Below are 17,152 nucleotides of genomic sequence, written 5' to 3'. Positions count from 1 at the left end.
CTAAATTACAAAAAAATACTATGCGTACATAATATTTATATATGTTAATTTTGTGTTAAATTACACTACTATGCGATACAAGATACTGTCTTTTAGATATATATTTGTATAAGAAATTACTAGGCGTTCAAATCGTAAAGAATTTCAATCATCAAATCAATTAAAAGGGAAACCTATAAAGCAATCAAAAAATGGAAACAATCACTGAGAAAAACACGGCAACATTTATTCACCTGAGTACTTTAACTCAGTATTTCATTCCATTTGGGAATTATATTTTTCCAATATTATTATGGACAACAAAAAAAGACAAGTCTGAATTTGTAGATCATCATGGTAAACAAGTGTTAAATTTTCAATTGAGCTTATTATTGTACACTTTGGTATTAGGTATGATTGCAATTCCAATTTTCTTAATTACGGTCTTTAACAACGTTTCATTAGAAGCAATAATAAATGACAACAATGTAATTATAAATAATTTTAATATTGCGGACAATATAGGGATGCTAACCATTGGAATTATGGCCTTGTTCATTTTTGGTTGTCTAAAAGTCGCCGAATTCTTTTTAATCATATATGCTTCAATCAAAACATCAAATGGAGAATTGTATAAGTATCCAATAACAATTCCCTTCATAAAATAAATCATCACAATCAATCAAAAAATGAACAGTTTAATCAAAAAACAAAAATGAAATTATGAACATTGAAAACACAAAAGCCCAGATGCGTAAAGGTGTTCTCGAGTTTTGTATCTTATCTGTATTAAAAGAAAAAGATGCATATACATCAGAAATACTAGACACTTTAAAAAACGCCAAATTACTTGTAGTAGAGGGTACAATCTATCCTCTTTTAACCCGATTAAAAAATGATGGACTACTCAATTACCGTTGGGAAGAATCTACATCTGGACCACCAAGAAAATATTATGGTCTAACCGAAATAGGGCAAACTTTTTTAAACGAACTAAATGGCACTTGGACTGAACTTTCAGATGCCGTTAATCTAATCACAAACCAAAAACAATAGTCATGAACAAAACAGTAAATATTAACTTAGGCGGAATGTTCTTTCACATAGATGAAGATGCATTCCAAAAAATGAATCGCTATTTTGACGCAATAAAACGTTCTTTAAGCAATTCATCTGGACAAGATGAAATCATAAAAGACATTGAAATGCGTGTTTCTGAATTATTGAATGAAAAACAAAAAAGTGACAAGCATGTTATAGGTTTGAAAGATGTAGACGAGGTGATTGCAGTAATGGGACAACCGGAAGATTATATCATAGAAGACGATCATAAGACTTCAACAAGCTATAGTAATGATTCAAGAAGAACAAAAAAACTGTACAGAGATAAAGAAAAAGGAATGATAGGTGGTGTTGCCGCTGGTCTTGGACATTATTTTGGAATTGACGCAGTTTGGGTAAGAGTTATTCTAATACTATTAGTTTGGGGTGCTGGAACAGGAATCCTTGCTTATATCATTCTTTGGATTGTAATGCCCGAAGCTGTAACAACATCTGAAAAACTAGAAATGACGGGAGAACCTGTGAATATTTCTAATATCGAAAAAAAAGTAAGGGAAGAATTTGAAAATGTTTCAGAGAAATTTAAAAATGCTGATTATGATAAATTTGGAAACCAAGTAAAAACGGGTGCCGAAAAAATAGGAAGCTCTTTTGGTGATTTTATAATGACGGTTTTTAAAATCTTCGCAAAAATTCTTGGGATCTTTTTAATCATAACAGGACTGGCTACATTAATGGGGTTATTTATAGGAGTATTTACTCTTGGTTCATCCTCATTAATTAGCGTGCCTTGGCAAGATTTTATAGAGGCAGGTAACTTCACTGATTACCCAATCTGGTCTTTTGGACTACTAATGTTCTTTGCTGTTGGGATTCCGTTCTTTTTCTTATCACTGTTAGGATTTAAATTACTATCTCCAAAAATGAAATCTATTGGAAATGTTGCTAAATCAACTTTACTTGCTATCTGGTTAATATCTGTTGCCATGGCTATTTCAATTGGAATAAAACAAGCTTCAGCATTTTCTAACGATGGAAGAATTGTAAAAAAAGAATACCTAAAGTTATTACCTACTGACACATTGGTAATTAAATTTAGGCACAATGATTACTATTCGAAAAGTATAAACGATAGAGAAGATTTTAAAATTGCAAAAGATTCCACTAATGCAGATGTAATATATTCTAATGATGTTCATATAAAAATTGAATACACGGATGAAAAAGTAGCGTATTTAAAAATCGAAAAAGAAGCTAAAGGAGAAACATTATCTGAAGCTAGAGAAAGAGCTAAAGAAATAAAATACAAATATTCAATAGTAGGTAATCAATTGATATTTGACAATTATTTGATAACCGACTTGAAAAATAAATTCAGAGACCAAGAAATAGAAATTACTGTATTCTTGCCCGAAGGAACTTTTTTCAAAGCAGATTCAAGTATGCAAGATTACAATAGATCGAATGATGATTTTTTCAATCTGGATTCTAGTTCAGATAACAATTTATATCAAGTATTAAATTCGAAAGTAAAATGCTTGAACTGTCCTGAAGATGAGGAATATTCAAATGAATACAATACTGAGGATGACTCAGAAAGTGAAAATATTTCGGTTATTATTAAAAATAACGGGGTGAGTATCACAAAAGATAGCCTAAGAATAAATACAAAAAACAAAAAAGGAGAATTACATATAAACAAAGATGGTATAATTATAAAAACTAAATAATCATGTTAAAAATTATCACAGTAATAACCAAATTTATAGTAGTTGCAATTACAGCATTATTATTTGCATCCTGCAACCAATCGTTTAATTTAAAAAAGATAAAAGGAAGTGGAAATGTTACAACCGAGAAAAGAACAGTAAACTCAGACTTTCAAAGCATCGAAGTAAGTAATGCAATTGATTTAGTAGTTGAACAAGCTAATCATACAGAAGTTATTGTTGAAGCTGATGATAATTTACAAAATAGCATTACCACCAAAGTAGAAAATGGAATACTGATTATTTCATCTGATCATAGTTCATTCTACAATGTTAAATCAAAAAAAGTAACCGTAAAAATGCCCGTTATAGAAGAATTAAAAGCGTCAAGTTCTTCCACCATTCGATCAGAAAACACATTAAAAGGGGAAAACATTAGCCTAAGAGCTTCAAGTGCCGCAACCATTAACGTACAGGTAAATGCTGATAACACCATATGCAAATCTAGTAGTGGTAGTGATATCGCTATAGAAGGACTGGCTTTAAACTTTGAAGCTACTGCCTCAAGTGGTAGTGAGATAGATGCATCTGACTTTCAAGTCAATGATGTAATTGCAAAATCTTCAAGTGGTAGCTCTATAAAAGTGAATCCAATTGTAAGTTTAAATGCAAGAGCATCTAGTGGTAGCACTATAAATTATAAAAACACTCCCAAATCAATCGAAAAAAAATCTAGTTCAGGAGCGAGTATTGACAAGATTTAATATCTTCCAAAAATTATAAAATCAAAATCATCCGTCAAAAGCGGATGATTTTTTTATATTTGTGAAAAACCTTATTTAAAATGAAGAAATACACTCCCCTTTTATTGCTTGTTCTATTAACTACTTTTGGATTTGCCCAGAAAAAAGACAAAATCAAAGGTTCTAAAAAAGTAATAACTGAATTAAAAACAATAGGTACATTCAGTTCTATTGAGATAAATGACAACCTGGAAATTTCTCTGGAAAAAGGGGAAACTCCCAGTATAAAAATTGAAGCAGATGATAATTTACATGATGTTATATCTTTGGATTTGAGAGACGGAGTGCTTCGTTTGTTTACTTCTAAAGAAATAATTAAATATAAAAAACTAACTCTAAAAGTTACTTACACAAACGATCTTACTACTATTATAGCTAAAGACCAATCCATTGTTAATGCTATACAAGAGATACAGTCAAATGGGGTGACTATAAGATCTTTTGGGTCTTCTAAATTATTTTTGAATGTGAATGTAAAAGATTTCGAATTACAATCTGAAGACAAATCTAAAATAGAACTGAATCTAAAATCAGAAAGTGCAAAAATCATATTAAGCAACGACGCTGCATTAAAATCTTTAATTTCTACAGTGGATCTAACATCTGATTTATATCAAGATGCATCTGCTAATATTGAAGGTAATGCTACTAAAGCAACTATTAGATTAGATAATGACTCAAAGTTTACAGGGAAAAAATTAACTATCAAGAATTTAGATTTAATTACTGAAATAAAAGCTGAATGTAGCGTTAATGCTGAGAACAACATTTCTATAGCAGCTTCCGGTAAATCTGAAATTGAACTTTATGGCTCTCCAAAAATAGATATGAGAAAATTTACTGATGAGGTAAAATTGCTGAAAAAATAAAGACTGTTTTATAAAAAAATATCCCCATCAACATTAGTTGATGGGGATATTTAATTTTAATATAATTCCTAAAGGCATTTACTCTTTAGAAGCTAAATATCTTTCAGCATCAAGAGCAGCCATACAACCTGTACCTGCAGCAGTAATCGCTTGACGATATACATGATCAGCAGCATCTCCTGATACAAACACACCTGCTACATTAGTTTTAGAAGATCCTGGTACATTAACGATGTAACCTGTTTCATCTAGAGTAATATAATATTTAAAGATATCAGTATTTGGTTTATGACCAATAGCCACAAAGAAACCAGTTGCTGGAATATCAAAAATCTCGTTTGTCGTTTTGTTTTTAGCTTTTACACCAGTAACCACTTGTTCGTCACCTAACACTTCTACAGTATCGTGATTCATTAAGATTGTAATATTCTCCGTTTTACGTACACGCTCTTCCATAATTTTTGAAGCTCTAAAGCTTTCACTTCTTACAAGCATCGTAACTTTAGAACACATTTTAGACAAATAATGTGCCTCTTCACAAGCTGAATCACCTGCTCCAACAATTACAACTTCTTGATTTCTATAAAAGAAACCATCACAGATAGCACAAGCCGAAACTCCACCACCCATTTTAAGGTAATGTTGTTCAGATGGTAATCCCAAATATTTAGCTGTAGCGCCTGTAGATATAATAACAGTTTCACAATGAAGTTCAATAGTATCATTGATCCAAACTTTATGAACATCCCCAGAAAAATCAACTTTTGTTGCCCAACCGTCACGAATATCCGAACCAAAACGTTTAGCTTGATTTTCTAACTGAACCATCATTTCCGGTCCTGTAACACCATCAACATAACCAGGGAAATTTTCCACTTCGTTAGTAGTAGTCAACTGACCACCTGGTTGCATTCCTTGGTATAGAACTGGATTCATATTTGCTCTGGCAGCATAAATAGCAGCGGTATATCCCGCAGGTCCAGAACCTATGATAAGGCATTTTATTTTTTCAATTGTATTTGACATAGTTCTTATAAATTTCATTTTTGAAGTTGCAAATGTAGTTTTTTAATAAAAATACAAAGCTATAAAAACATCAATTTTAGCTATTTAAAAATAATCACAAGCTATTTCCGTTTTTTCTTTGCCAAACTCAGAATTAGTTATATATTTGCACCCGCATTCGGGGCGTAGCGTAGCTCAGTTATCGTGTCACGCCATGCGTGAAGACCGGAAGTGAAAAGTTCTTACTATTTGTTTATACGAATTATTTAAAATAAAATATATTCGGGGTGTAGCGTAGCTCGGTTATCGCGCCTGCTTTGGGAGCAGGAGGCCGCAGGTTCGAATCCTGCCACCCCGACAAAAGCCTTGTAGTAATACGAGGCTTTTTTTTTTGCTAAATTCAAACTCCAATTATGTACAACTATTAAACATAACGTAGCTGGGTTATCACGTCACGCATAGCGTGAAGGCCGCAGGTTCTCCCGAATACTCGGGACTGCCACCCCGACCAAGAAGACGACCAGCAATGTTCGGCTTTTTTTTGCTATATCCAAACTCTAATTATGTACATCGTATACATTTTATTTAGTAAATCTTCTTTAAAGTACTACACAGGACAAACTGATAATCTTGAAGACAGATTGCTTAGACATAATTCAGGACAGAGCATTTCAACCAAATCAGGAAAACCATGGGAAGTAGTTTATAAAACACAACTTCCAACTCGTTCTGAAGCAATGCTTTTAGAACTTAAAATAAAAAAACGAGGAGCAAAAAGATACCTTCAAGATATCAATTTATTTTAAAACATTATAACAGAACGTAGCTAGGTTTTCACGTCACGCATGGCGTGAAGACCGCAGGTTCGAATCCTGCCACCCCGACAAAAGTCTTTTCAATTATTTGAAAAGACTTTTTTTTTGCTTTATAAAATGGCACGGAATTACTTCAAATATTCGACATCCCCTTCTAATCTTTTTCATTTACCATAACTCCTCTAGCCCGGATGGCAGTGAAAAGCTTCTTGTGGCTTTAAATGATTTTTTTATGGCACAAAAGAGCGACCAGAGGAAGCTCCTTTTATGACTTTAGAAAAAAGTTTAAAGCACAAGAACTTGAAGCGAACAGCTGGAATAGCTACTCTCATTTCAATTATCAGGCAAAAACTTCCCGGTTTCAATTATCAACTAATCAAGCTTTAACAAATGTTAACAAAATAGATTTTTAGAAACCATATTTAATTGTATTTTTACGGTTCAAAATTTAGAAAAATAAATGGGCAAAATCATTGCGATTGCTAATCAAAAAGGAGGAGTTGGAAAGACTACAACATCAGTAAATCTTGCTGCCGCCTTAGGAGTTTTAGAAAAGAAAGTATTACTTATAGATGCTGACCCTCAGGCTAACGCCAGTTCAGGGCTAGGTATAGATGTAGATAGTGTAGAAATTGGAACTTACCAAATTCTAGAACACAGTAATACCCCAAAAGAGGCTATTATCACATGTTCAGCTCCAAATGTGGATGTCATTCCGGCACATATTGACCTTGTTGCAATCGAAATCGAATTAGTTGATAAAGAAAACAGGGAATACATGCTTAAAAAAGCATTAGAAAGCGTAAAAGACGATTATGATTTTATTATCATTGACTGTGCGCCTTCTCTTGGATTGTTAACGCTAAACGCATTGACAGCAGCAGATTCAGTAATTATCCCAATTCAGTGTGAGTATTTTGCATTAGAAGGATTAGGAAAATTATTGAACACCATCAAAAGCATCCAAAAAATTCACAATGCCGACCTAGATATAGAAGGTTTGCTTTTAACGATGTACGATTCTAGATTGCGTTTGTCGAATCAAGTGGTTGAAGAGGTTCAAAAACACTTCAACGATATGGTTTTTGACACCATCATTCAAAGAAATGTAAAATTAAGCGAAGCGCCTAGTTTTGGAGAAAGCATTATCAACTATGACGCTACTAGCAAAGGAGCTATAAATTACCTGAATTTAGCCCAGGAAGTTATAAAGAAAAACAGCAAATAATTTTATGGCAAAAGCAATAAAAAAACAAGCATTAGGAAGAGGATTATCTGCTTTACTGAAAGATCCTGAAAACGATATAAAATCTGTAAGCGATAAAAATGCCGACAAAGTTGTTGGAAACATAATTGAGCTTGAAATTGATGCTATTGAAATCAATCCATTTCAGCCCAGAAGTAATTTCAACGAAGAGTCATTAAAAGAATTAGCCATTTCCATTAAAGAATTAGGCGTAATTCAACCCATTACAGTTCGTAAACTAGATTACAATAAATATCAACTGATTTCAGGGGAGCGTCGTTTACGTGCTTCGACATTAGTTGGACTAACAACTGTTCCAGCTTATATCCGTATTGCAAATGACAATGAGTCATTAGTAATGGCTTTAGTTGAAAACATTCAACGTCATGATTTAGATCCGATAGAGATTGCTCTTTCTTATCAAAGATTGATGGACGAAATCCAACTGACACAAGAACAAGTAAGTGATAGAGTTGGAAAAAAACGTTCTACCATTGCTAATTATTTAAGGCTTTTAAAACTAGACCCGATTATTCAAACGGGTATTCGTGATGGCTTTATCAGTATGGGTCATGGTCGTGCTATAATCAATATAGAAGACCAAGATATTCAAACGGACATCTACCAAAAAATCGTTAGCCAGAATCTTTCTGTTCGTGATACTGAGGCTTTAGTTAAAAATTACCATGAAAGCTTAAAACCAAAACCTGCAACTCAACCAAAAACTTCTTCATTTGAAATAGAAGAAACTCAAAAAAAGGTTTTCAATACTTATTTTGGAAGTAAAGTTGATGTTAAAGTAGCCGCTAATGGTAAAGGAAAAATTACCATTCCTTTTCAATCAGAAGAGGATTTTAATAGAATAATTGAATTAATAAAGGGATAGTGAACAAAATTGTTTCCATAGTTCTATTTCTTTTCATCATAGGAAATGTAACGGTTTTTGCCCAGAGAAAAACCGAAGCTACGCTAGTAGCTAAAGACACGCTAAAGTCAATCGACATAGATCCATTAACTCCTGCAAAGGCAGCTTTTTATTCGGCTATATTGCCAGGTTTAGGGCAGGCATACAACAAGAAATATTGGAAAATCCCTATTGTATACGCTGCAATGGGAACCAGTCTATACTTTTATATTGACAACAATAAAAAATACAATCAGTACAGAGATGCTTATAAACGTAGGCTAGAAGGATTTACTGATGATGATTTTGCTTATCTAGATAACAGTCGTTTGATAGCTGGTCAAAAATTCTACCAACGAAATCGAGATTTATCAGCCTTAATAACATTGGGCTTTTACGCATTGAATATAATTGATGCTAATGTTGACGCAGCATTAATCCAGTTTAATGTAAATGAAAAATTATCAGTAAATCCCTTTATTTACCCTAATGATGTAACATTAAAGACAAATGTAGGACTAACTTTTAATTATAATTTTTAGATTTTAATAAACAATTAGAACGCTCATTATGTCATTAATCAATAAAATAGGGAAAAAATATTTTTTTATTATTACTACAGTATTATTATTAATTACTTTAATAAACTATTCAGACATTAAAGGGCTTGATAGCATCAGAATGAATGATTTCTTTTCTGGATTCATCGCTGGAATTTTAATGGGATTATTATTCGCAGGAATCTTACACTATTCAAGAAATAAAAAATAAAAGAATGAAAATTGCGCTTTTAGGTTACGGAAGAATGGGGCAAGTAATTGAACGTATCGCCCTTGAAAGAGGTCATGATATCGTCTTGAAAAAAGGCTCTCATAACAGCTTTGAAGGTCTTTCAAATGCAGATGTCGCTATCGATTTCAGCATACCAACAGCTGCCGTAAGCAATATATCCAATTGTTTTGAGGCAAATGTTCCCGTGATTTCCGGCACTACAGGCTGGCTCGAACATTATAATGAAATTGAAACCCTTTGTAATGAAAAAAAAGGAGCATTAATTTCAAGTTCAAACTTTAGTCTAGGTGTAAACATTTTCTTTGAACTAAATGAATATTTGGCCAAAATGATGTCTAAACTAGACAGCTACAGCGTTGATATGGAAGAAATTCATCATACACAAAAACTGGATGCTCCTAGTGGAACTGCTATTTCTCTGGCTAAAGGTATTATCGAAAACAGTACTTACACAAACTGGACATTAGAAACTGCCGAAGAGAATCAAATTCACATTGAAGCCAAAAGAATAGAAAATATTCCAGGAACACATACTGTGAATTACAACTCAATAGTAGACTCCATAGAAATAAAACACACTGCTCATAATCGAGAAGGATTTGCACTTGGTGCCGTAATTGCAGCCGAATGGATTAATGGCAAACAAGGAATTTTCACAATGAAAGATGTGTTAAATTTAAAATAAACTCTTTTTCAAGTTTAAGGTTTAAAGTTCCAAAACGAACAACCTTAAACTTTAAATTTTAAACAAAAAATTATGACAGTATATCAATGGTTTATATTTTTTCTATTTATTCAAATAGTTCATTACTTAGGAACTTGGAAGTTATATGAAACTGCCGGAAGAAAACGTTGGCAAGCAGCTATTCCTGTTTATAACGCCATTGTATTGATGAAAATCATAGGCCGCCCTACTTGGTGGACCTTATTACTTTTCATACCTATCATTAACTTAATAATGTTTCCAGTTATTTGGGTTGAAACACTGAGAAGTTTTGGTAAAAAATCTAATTTAGATACCTTTTTAGGAATAGCAACTTTTGGACTTTACATCTATTATGTAAATTATTCAAAGGGATTAAATTACGAATCAAACAGAAATTTAAACGCTACAAATAAAGCTGCTGATACTGTAAGCTCATTACTTTTTGCTGTAATTGTTGCTACACTAGTACATACTTATTTTGTTCAACCCTACACAATACCAACATCCTCTTTAGAGAAGTCTTTACTAATAGGTGATTTCTTGTTTGTAAGTAAAGTAAATTACGGGGCAAGAGTCCCTATGACTACGGTTGCTTTACCAATGGTACACGATTCAATCCCATTGACGAAAAGAAAATCATATTTTAACCTTCCGCAATTACCTTATCTTAGATTACCTGCAATAGAAGCTATAAAGAGAACTGATATTGTTGTTTTTAACTGGCCGGTAGATACCGTTTATATGTTTTTTGACACTTCAAAAAGACACGCTTACAAACCAATCGATAAAAAATCTAATTACGTAAAAAGATGTGTTGGAGTTCCTGGAGACAGCTTATCCATCAAAAACGGAATAGTCTATATCGACGGGAAAATATTAGAGTTGCCTGAAAGAGCTAAACCTCAGTTTTCTTATGCAGTTGCATTAGACGGAAAAACTCCAATAGACTTTGAATATCTTTTAAAAGATATGGACATAACAGATGGAGCTGGTTTTAAAGATAATGAAGTAAGAGACACTTTGTTTTTTAGAGCATTAACCGCTGCAGGAGCTGAAAGACTAAAAAATGTACCTGGAATCCTATCAGTAACCAGAGAAATTGAGAAAGGGGATGACAATAGAATATTCCCTCATATCAATAAATGGAATGCTGATAACTTTGGCCCTGTTTATATTCCTCAAGCAGGAAAAACTGTAGCTCTTACAATTGAAACATTGCCTTTCTACAAAAGAATCATCACTGAATATGAAATGAATGATGACGGTGAAAAGAACGACCTTAAAGTAACTGGAAGCGAAATAAGATTAAATGGCAAAGTCGTTAAGGATTACACATTCAAACAAAATTATTATTGGATGATGGGAGACAACCGTCACAATTCAGAAGATAGTCGTTATTGGGGTTATGTACCGGAAAATCACATCGTAGGAAAGCCTGTCTTTATATGGATGAGTTGGGATACTAATGGTAAATGGTTAACAAAAATTAGATGGAACAGAGTTTTCACAACGGTAAGCGGTGAAGGCCAACCTGTATCCTATTTCAAATATTTCTTAATTGCATTAGCAGCCTTTTTTATAGGTGAATTTTTCTGGAAAAAAAGAAAAGAGAATAAAGTTTAAATTAAAATGTTTAAAGTTTAAGGTTTAAAGTTACAACAACCTTAAACTTTAAACTTTAAACAAATTAAAGGATGAATATTTTATTACACCCCACCTACTTCCCATCAATAAGCCATTTTGTTGCTATAGCGCAGGCAGAAAAGATAACTTTTGAGATGGAAGACAACTTCCAGAAACAAACGAATCGCAACCGTACTTATATATACAGTCCTAATGGGATACAGTTATTGAACATTCCAGTTAAGCATACTAAAGACGGGCATCAAAAAACGAAAGATATCCAAATCGAAACTGATATGGACTGGCAGAAACAACATTTCAAATCACTTGAAGCAGCGTATAGAAACTCACCATTTTTTGAATTCTTTGAAGATGACATTCAAAAGGTCTATGATAAGAAACACAAATTTCTGATGGATTTAAATTTTGATGCTTTTGAAATCGTGTCTAAATTTTTAAGAATGAAATTCGAATATGAAAAAACATCAGAATATTTTCACGAGATAAATTCAGGTTCAATTACTGATTTGAGACATTTAGTAAATGGCAAAAAAGACCAGTCGGTATTCGAAAACTACACCCAAGTTTTTGATGACAAACACGGTTTTATCAGCAATCTTAGTGTTCTTGATTTGATATTCAATGAAGGAAGATTTGCAATAGATTATTTAAAAAATCAAGTACTTCCTATATAACTTTATTTAATCAAAAGCCAGTTTAGTCATTATTGGGTAATGATCTGAATTTTCGAATTCGGGAAAACTCTCAAACGATTTGACTTTCATCTTTTCGTCTGCAAAAATATAATCAATTCTGGCAGGATAATACCTGAATTTATACGTTTGCCCAAAACCTTCACCGGCTTCTTCAAAACAATCTTTTAGCTTCCCTTTAATATTTCGATAGACATAGGAAAAAGCACTGTTATTCATATCACCACATATTATTATAGGGTATACACATTCTTTTTTATGAGCCTTGAAAATTTCGGCTTGTTGCTGTTGTTGCTTAAAAGCCTTGCTTATTCTATATAGCATCATTTGGGATTTCCCTTTATCGATTACATCAATATTTTCGGAAATTTCATTTACATCCGGTGATATTTTTATAGACTGTAGGTGCATATTATACACTCGTATAATATCTTTTCCTTTTTTAATATCAGCAAAAACAACGTTGTTATTAGAGTTTGGAAAAACAATATTTCCCTGGTCTATTATAGGGAATTTAGAAAAAATAGCTTGGCCTGTTTTAATCTTATCTCCCTCCATAGAAATATACTTATGACGGTATATTTTTAAATCTATATTAGCGGATGTAGAGTATTCCTGAATACACAATATATCAGGGTTTTTATCATTAATAAAAGACAAAATTTCTTGAGGCACTTCATCATTGTCAATCCACTTGAATAAATTAAACAGGCGTACATTATAACTCATTACAATGAAGTCTTTAGGGTCTTCCGGATATACTTTAGCAGAAAATTTGTAGAACTTGTTTATAAAAGTAATCCCCATTAATAGCACTAAGCCTGATAATATCATTCTTTTCTTAAATTGAAAAGCCCAATACACAAAAAACAACCCATTCAAAATAAAGAACAAAGGCATAAAAAGGGTAAGCACTGATAAAAAAGGAAATGATTTAGGAGCCAAAAAAGGTAACGTATAAGCAACAAATGTGATAACGGTAAGAAGTATGTTCAAAATAAACATTCCTTTATTGAACCACGAAAGGTTTTTCATATTATTGTTTATTCGGTTAATTACTATGGGTATAAGATAACGCTTACTAAAACTTTAAATTGTAGAAAAAGGGAATTATTTTCCAGCCTTAAACAAAAACTCTTTCTCTTCTTTTGTCAAACTATCATAACCTGACTGACTTATTTTATCTAATATCTCATCTATTTGTTGCTGAGATCTACTTTTAGTTACAATTTTAGAATTTGTTTTTTCAACCGGACCACTATAATTTTTATGCACTTTTTTGAAAGGAGTCGAAGCCGATTTTTTGAATAAGCCCGTAAAAAAAGAAATAACACTAGATACTACTTTACTTAAATCGATTCCATTTTGAAGTAATTTTACAAAAAGAAAACCAAAAAAGGCTCCCGAAAGATGTGAGATATGACCACCTGTATTATCTAATTTAAACTGCATTAAGTCTAATATTAAAATCACTGCAGTAATATGCCACAACTTAATAGTACCTATAAGCATCATGCGTATTTGCATAAGGGGCTGATAGGTTGTCACAGCCACTAAGATAGCCATAATAGCTGCAGAAGCCCCCACAATCGAAGCGTTAATATTGAGAAGAAAGTAACTCAAAACAAAAGCAAATCCTGCAAAAACAGCACTAAGAATATACAATCCCAAATATTGCTTCTGAGTAAAAAATGTCAAAAACAACGAACTGGCGAAATTCAAAATCACCATATTGAATAGAAGATGAAAAAAACCGTTATGAAAAAAAGCATAGGTTAAAAAAGTCCAAGGCTTTATAATGAAATTAGAAGGTTCCGTAGAAAGGGCTAACCATCCAGGGAAATTAAATGACCCTAAACTAAATTGATAGAAAAAAACCAATGAAACCAAGAAGCAGGCAACATTCCAATAGATTAACCGCTGAGTTATTCCACCTATTTTATACTGCATTTTCAAGTCTTCTATAATTCCCATTGTTTTATTTTTTTTATTGGCCAATAAATTAATATTTCGGATTATATCTGGTATTTAAATTTTCGAATAACTTACTTAAAAACCAATATTAAATCTAATAAACTTAACCCTTTTTTATGGTTTTTAATGACAGTGAATACTTTAGAGTAGCTTAACAAAATGAAATATTTAGATTTTAAACAATAACACACCCCTAACCCCTCTCAAGAGGGGAATTCGCCCCCGTTAACATTTAACCTTTAGTTGTATTAAGTAAATAAGTCGATTATATTTAATCCCAACGATTTTTATTAAACTGATTTTTCTTCCAATACCACATAATAAGAAAACCAAACAAAGCACCACCTACGTGAGCAAAATGAGCTATCCCTCCTCCTCCAAAAATTGATTGTCCGGAGATTCCTAAATACAAATCTACTAAAACTAAACCAGGAACAAAATACTTTGCTTTTATAGGCACAGGAATAAACATCAAAGCTAATTCAGCGTCAGGAAACATAAACGCAAAAGCAACAATAACTCCATATATAGCGCCTGAAGCACCTACGACCGTACCTAAAAAAGTACTTATGAATTCCTGATATTCAGAAGCTGGCATCAGAGTTTCCCATATAGTATTGACCTTGCCATCGTTTAATGTTTGCAGTATTTCAGCTTTTGTAAATCCATTTGCCATAAGCGTATTAACAGCCTCATTAAATGAATAGTAATTAATACCCGTATGTACTAAAGCAGCACCTAAACCACAAGAAATGTAAAAAAACAAGAACTTTTTACTTCCCCAAACTTGTTCTAATGCAGAACCAAAAGAATACAAAGCAAACATATTGAAAAATATATGCATAAACCCTCCATGCATAAACATATGACTAATAGGCTGCCAATATTGAAAAGAATTGTTCTCAGGAAAATACATGGCTAGCATTTTGTAAGCAACATCTCCAACAGCTAAGGTTCCAATAAAAAATAATATATTAACAATTATTAATTGTTTTACCGTTTCGGTTACGTTTCTCATAATGCAAATTTTTTATCTATATCTTCCACACGCATAGTGATGAAAGTGGGTTTTTGAAAAGGGGAAACATTGGGATCTTTACAGGCGAAAAGACCGTTTACCAAATTTTCTTGTTCTTTAATAGTTAAACTAGTTCCTGTTTTTACAGCTAAACTTTTAGCCATTGATTTAGCAATAGAGTCATTTTGACTAAAACTACTGTCTGGAATTCCGTCTTGTAAATCACTCAGTAGTTGTTCCAGAACCATAGACACTTCACTTTCGGTTACGTTTACAGGAATTCCTGAAATCACAACGTGATCGTTACTGGTATCTTCGAATACAAATCCAGTATTAATTAAGGAAAGCTTTAATTCTTCAATCAATTCTAATTCTACAGTAGAATAAAACAAATCCAATGGAAACAATAATTGTTGGCTTGAAGCCTGATGAACAGTCATATTAGACAAAAACTGCTCATATAAAACACGCTGATGAGCGCGCTGTTGATCCACAATTACCATTCCTGATTTTATAGGAGAAACGATGTATTTTTTATGAATCTGATAGGCATTATTTACAGTTTGCTCTACTTCTTCATCATTAAATAAAGAACCTGTTACTTCTTCACTTTCGAATGAAAAATCAGAACTACCAGAAACAAATCCAGTATCCTGTTTTAATCCTGTATAAAGACTTTCCCAACTAGCAGCTGGCTCTGGCTTTCTATAACCAGAACCGGAAGAACCAGTTGATCCAGAATAATGTTTGTTAATTTTATCGTCAGAAAAAGGATTGAAACTACCGTCTACTTGTATTGTAGGTGTTTCCCCTTCGATATCTTTATAACTATATGGAGTATCCAAATTAGAATCCCTATCGAAATCCAAAACCGGAGCTACATTAAACTGACCCAAACTATGCTTGATAGAAGCTCTTAATATAGCATACAATGCATGTTCATCATCAAACTTAATTTCAGTTTTAGTAGGATGAATATTGATATCTATAGTATTCGGGGGAACCGATAAATATAAAAAATAACTGGGCTGAGTACCATCTTTTAAAATACCGTCATAGGCAGCCATAACGGCATGGTGCAAATAACCACTTTTAATAAAGCGATCATTCACAAAGAAAAATTGTTCTCCACGGTTTTTCTTGGCAAACTCCGGTTTACTTACAAAACCTTGAACGGTAACTATCTCAGTATCTTCTTGAACAGGAACTAATTTTTCATTGGTTTTACCCGAAAAAACATTGACAATTCGCTGTCTCAGTGTTGATGGAGGCAAATTGAACATATCGCTCCCATTATGATAAAAAGTAAAATGTATGTTAGGGTGTGCCAATGCGATACGTTGAAATTCATCTACGATATGGCGGTACTCAACTGTATCCGACTTCAAAAAATTACGTCTGGCGGGAATATTGAAAAATAAATTTTTTACTGCAAAAGAAGTTCCTTTAGGCAGAACAGCAACCTCTTGAGAAACAAACTTACTTCCTTCAATAATAAGATGCGTTCCTAACTCTTCCTGATCTTGTTTGGTTTTCATTTCCACATGCGCAATTGCGGCAATAGAGGCCAAGGCTTCACCACGAAATCCTTTGGTATGCAAAGAGAACAAATCCTCGGCTAAACGTATTTTGGAAGTGGCATGACGCTCAAAACACAAACGCGCATCGGTTACGCTCATTCCTAAACCGTTGTCAATAACCTGAACTAATGATTTTCCAGCATCCTTTATAATTAATTTTATATCGGTTGCCCTTGCATCAACAGCGTTTTCCATAAGTTCTTTGACTACAGAAGCGGGCCTTTGCACGACTTCTCCAGCAGCAATTTGGTTGGCAACATGATCAGGAAGTAATTGAATGATACTCGACATTAAAAAAAAATTAATTAAAATTTGATTCACCAGTTCGCTGGCACTAGGATAAGGTTTGAATTT

At 32.9% G+C, this 17,152-nt stretch carries 18 protein-coding genes and 1 tRNA gene; 14 read left to right on the top strand and 5 right to left on the bottom strand.

Features of this window, described 5'->3' with window-relative positions:
- Positions 1 to 191 precede the first annotated feature (191 nt).
- From FLAK523_RS07605 to FLAK523_RS07585, 5 genes are all read left to right on the top strand, one after another.
- Complete coding sequence (locus tag FLAK523_RS07605) at positions 192 to 647, top strand: DUF4870 domain-containing protein (protein WP_248908012.1); 456 nt, start codon at positions 192 to 194, stop codon at positions 645 to 647.
- A 55-nt stretch (positions 648 to 702) separates the two neighbouring features.
- Entirely contained in the window at positions 703 to 1,035 is a 333-nt protein-coding gene (locus FLAK523_RS07600) for a PadR family transcriptional regulator (protein ID WP_091205948.1), read from the top strand.
- 2 nt (positions 1,036 to 1,037) lie between these two features.
- Positions 1,038 to 2,771: a PspC domain-containing protein gene (locus FLAK523_RS07595; RefSeq protein WP_248908011.1), complete on the top strand. Its 1,734-nt coding sequence runs from the start codon at positions 1,038 to 1,040 to the stop codon at positions 2,769 to 2,771.
- Between the two features lie 2 nt (positions 2,772 to 2,773).
- Positions 2,774 to 3,514: a head GIN domain-containing protein gene (locus tag FLAK523_RS07590; RefSeq protein WP_248908010.1), complete on the top strand. Its 741-nt coding sequence runs from the start codon at positions 2,774 to 2,776 to the stop codon at positions 3,512 to 3,514.
- Between the two features lie 80 nt (positions 3,515 to 3,594).
- Entirely contained in the window at positions 3,595 to 4,422 is an 828-nt protein-coding gene (locus FLAK523_RS07585; protein ID WP_248908008.1) for a DUF2807 domain-containing protein, read from the top strand.
- 78 nt (positions 4,423 to 4,500) lie between these two features.
- On the opposite strand, the gene trxB is transcribed toward FLAK523_RS07585, so the two are convergent.
- Positions 4,501 to 5,448: a thioredoxin-disulfide reductase gene (gene trxB / locus FLAK523_RS07580; RefSeq protein ID WP_248908070.1), complete on the bottom strand. Its 948-nt coding sequence runs from the start codon at positions 5,446 to 5,448 to the stop codon at positions 4,501 to 4,503.
- A 262-nt stretch (positions 5,449 to 5,710) separates the two neighbouring features.
- Between trxB and FLAK523_RS07575 the strand changes: the two genes are divergently transcribed.
- The 9 genes from FLAK523_RS07575 to FLAK523_RS07535 all read left to right on the top strand — a co-directional run bounded on the left by FLAK523_RS07575 (position 5,711) and on the right by FLAK523_RS07535 (position 12,208).
- A tRNA-Pro gene (locus tag FLAK523_RS07575) sits at positions 5,711 to 5,785 on the top strand.
- A 205-nt stretch (positions 5,786 to 5,990) separates the two neighbouring features.
- A complete protein-coding gene (locus FLAK523_RS07570) occupies positions 5,991 to 6,233 on the top strand; it encodes a GIY-YIG nuclease family protein (RefSeq protein ID WP_248908006.1) in 243 nt (80 codons plus the stop codon).
- Between the two features lie 469 nt (positions 6,234 to 6,702).
- Positions 6,703 to 7,470: a ParA family protein gene (locus tag FLAK523_RS07565; protein ID WP_248908004.1), complete on the top strand. Its 768-nt coding sequence runs from the start codon at positions 6,703 to 6,705 to the stop codon at positions 7,468 to 7,470.
- 4 nt (positions 7,471 to 7,474) lie between these two features.
- A complete protein-coding gene (locus tag FLAK523_RS07560; protein WP_248908002.1) occupies positions 7,475 to 8,374 on the top strand; it encodes a ParB/RepB/Spo0J family partition protein in 900 nt (299 codons plus the stop codon).
- The gene (locus FLAK523_RS07555) at positions 8,374 to 8,934 is read left to right on the top strand and encodes a DUF5683 domain-containing protein (RefSeq protein ID WP_248908000.1); all 561 of its coding nucleotides are present in this window, start codon (positions 8,374 to 8,376) and stop codon (positions 8,932 to 8,934) included. The genes FLAK523_RS07560 and FLAK523_RS07555 overlap by 1 nt, the downstream gene beginning before the upstream one ends.
- A gap of 28 nt (positions 8,935 to 8,962) precedes the next feature.
- Positions 8,963 to 9,163: a hypothetical protein gene (locus FLAK523_RS07550; RefSeq protein ID WP_248907998.1), complete on the top strand. Its 201-nt coding sequence runs from the start codon at positions 8,963 to 8,965 to the stop codon at positions 9,161 to 9,163.
- Positions 9,164 to 9,167: 4 nt separating this feature from the next.
- The gene (gene dapB, locus FLAK523_RS07545) at positions 9,168 to 9,869 is read left to right on the top strand and encodes a 4-hydroxy-tetrahydrodipicolinate reductase (protein ID WP_248907996.1); all 702 of its coding nucleotides are present in this window, start codon (positions 9,168 to 9,170) and stop codon (positions 9,867 to 9,869) included.
- A gap of 72 nt (positions 9,870 to 9,941) precedes the next feature.
- Positions 9,942 to 11,513 carry a signal peptidase I gene (gene lepB, locus FLAK523_RS07540; protein WP_248907994.1) on the top strand — a complete coding sequence of 524 codons (1,572 nt, stop codon included), beginning with the start codon at positions 9,942 to 9,944 and terminating at the stop codon, positions 11,511 to 11,513.
- 71 nt (positions 11,514 to 11,584) lie between these two features.
- On the top strand, positions 11,585 to 12,208 hold the full coding sequence (locus tag FLAK523_RS07535) for a WbqC family protein (RefSeq protein ID WP_248907992.1): 624 nt from the start codon (positions 11,585 to 11,587) through the stop codon (positions 12,206 to 12,208).
- Between the two features lie 6 nt (positions 12,209 to 12,214).
- Here FLAK523_RS07535 and FLAK523_RS07530 read toward each other — a convergent pair whose 3' ends face one another.
- The 4 genes from FLAK523_RS07530 to mutL all read right to left on the bottom strand — a co-directional run bounded on the left by FLAK523_RS07530 (position 12,215) and on the right by mutL (position 17,089).
- On the bottom strand, positions 12,215 to 13,261 hold the full coding sequence (locus tag FLAK523_RS07530) for an endonuclease/exonuclease/phosphatase family protein (protein ID WP_248907990.1): 1,047 nt from the start codon (positions 13,259 to 13,261) through the stop codon (positions 12,215 to 12,217).
- Between the two features lie 75 nt (positions 13,262 to 13,336).
- A complete protein-coding gene (locus tag FLAK523_RS07525; protein WP_248907988.1) occupies positions 13,337 to 14,200 on the bottom strand; it encodes a rhomboid family intramembrane serine protease in 864 nt (287 codons plus the stop codon).
- 271 nt (positions 14,201 to 14,471) lie between these two features.
- Positions 14,472 to 15,218, bottom strand: a complete 747-nt coding sequence (locus FLAK523_RS07520; RefSeq protein ID WP_248907986.1) for a rhomboid family intramembrane serine protease — start codon at positions 15,216 to 15,218, stop codon at positions 14,472 to 14,474.
- The gene (mutL, locus tag FLAK523_RS07515) at positions 15,215 to 17,089 is read right to left on the bottom strand and encodes a DNA mismatch repair endonuclease MutL (RefSeq protein ID WP_248907984.1); all 1,875 of its coding nucleotides are present in this window, start codon (positions 17,087 to 17,089) and stop codon (positions 15,215 to 15,217) included. Before mutL ends, FLAK523_RS07520 begins: the two co-directional genes overlap by 4 nt.
- Positions 17,090 to 17,152 lie beyond the last annotated feature (63 nt).

Origin of the sequence: Flavobacterium sp. K5-23 (assembly GCF_023278045.1) — a bacterium.
GTDB lineage: Bacteria > Bacteroidota > Bacteroidia > Flavobacteriales > Flavobacteriaceae > Flavobacterium.
Note: the sequence above shows the minus strand (reverse complement) of the source record. Positions and strands in the feature narration are given on the sequence as shown.

Coding starts and splice junctions, on each gene's coding strand:
- FLAK523_RS07605 (WP_248908012.1), top strand. CDS start 192: ATGGAAACAATCACTGAGAAAAACACGGCAACATTTATTCACCTGAGT.
- FLAK523_RS07560 (WP_248908002.1), top strand. CDS start 7,475: ATGGCAAAAGCAATAAAAAAACAAGCATTAGGAAGAGGATTATCTGCT.
- FLAK523_RS07520 (WP_248907986.1), bottom strand. CDS start 15,218: ATGAGAAACGTAACCGAAACGGTAAAACAATTAATAATTGTTAATATA.
- FLAK523_RS07590 (WP_248908010.1), top strand. CDS start 2,774: ATGTTAAAAATTATCACAGTAATAACCAAATTTATAGTAGTTGCAATT.
- lepB (WP_248907994.1), top strand. CDS start 9,942: ATGACAGTATATCAATGGTTTATATTTTTTCTATTTATTCAAATAGTT.
- FLAK523_RS07600 (WP_091205948.1), top strand. CDS start 703: ATGAACATTGAAAACACAAAAGCCCAGATGCGTAAAGGTGTTCTCGAG.
- FLAK523_RS07565 (WP_248908004.1), top strand. CDS start 6,703: ATGGGCAAAATCATTGCGATTGCTAATCAAAAAGGAGGAGTTGGAAAG.
- dapB (WP_248907996.1), top strand. CDS start 9,168: ATGAAAATTGCGCTTTTAGGTTACGGAAGAATGGGGCAAGTAATTGAA.
- FLAK523_RS07525 (WP_248907988.1), bottom strand. CDS start 14,200: ATGGGAATTATAGAAGACTTGAAAATGCAGTATAAAATAGGTGGAATA.
- FLAK523_RS07570 (WP_248908006.1), top strand. CDS start 5,991: ATGTACATCGTATACATTTTATTTAGTAAATCTTCTTTAAAGTACTAC.
- mutL (WP_248907984.1), bottom strand. CDS start 17,089: ATGTCGAGTATCATTCAATTACTTCCTGATCATGTTGCCAACCAAATT.
- FLAK523_RS07595 (WP_248908011.1), top strand. CDS start 1,038: ATGAACAAAACAGTAAATATTAACTTAGGCGGAATGTTCTTTCACATA.
- FLAK523_RS07535 (WP_248907992.1), top strand. CDS start 11,585: ATGAATATTTTATTACACCCCACCTACTTCCCATCAATAAGCCATTTT.
- trxB (WP_248908070.1), bottom strand. CDS start 5,448: ATGTCAAATACAATTGAAAAAATAAAATGCCTTATCATAGGTTCTGGA.
- FLAK523_RS07550 (WP_248907998.1), top strand. CDS start 8,963: ATGTCATTAATCAATAAAATAGGGAAAAAATATTTTTTTATTATTACT.
- FLAK523_RS07585 (WP_248908008.1), top strand. CDS start 3,595: ATGAAGAAATACACTCCCCTTTTATTGCTTGTTCTATTAACTACTTTT.
- FLAK523_RS07530 (WP_248907990.1), bottom strand. CDS start 13,261: ATGAAAAACCTTTCGTGGTTCAATAAAGGAATGTTTATTTTGAACATA.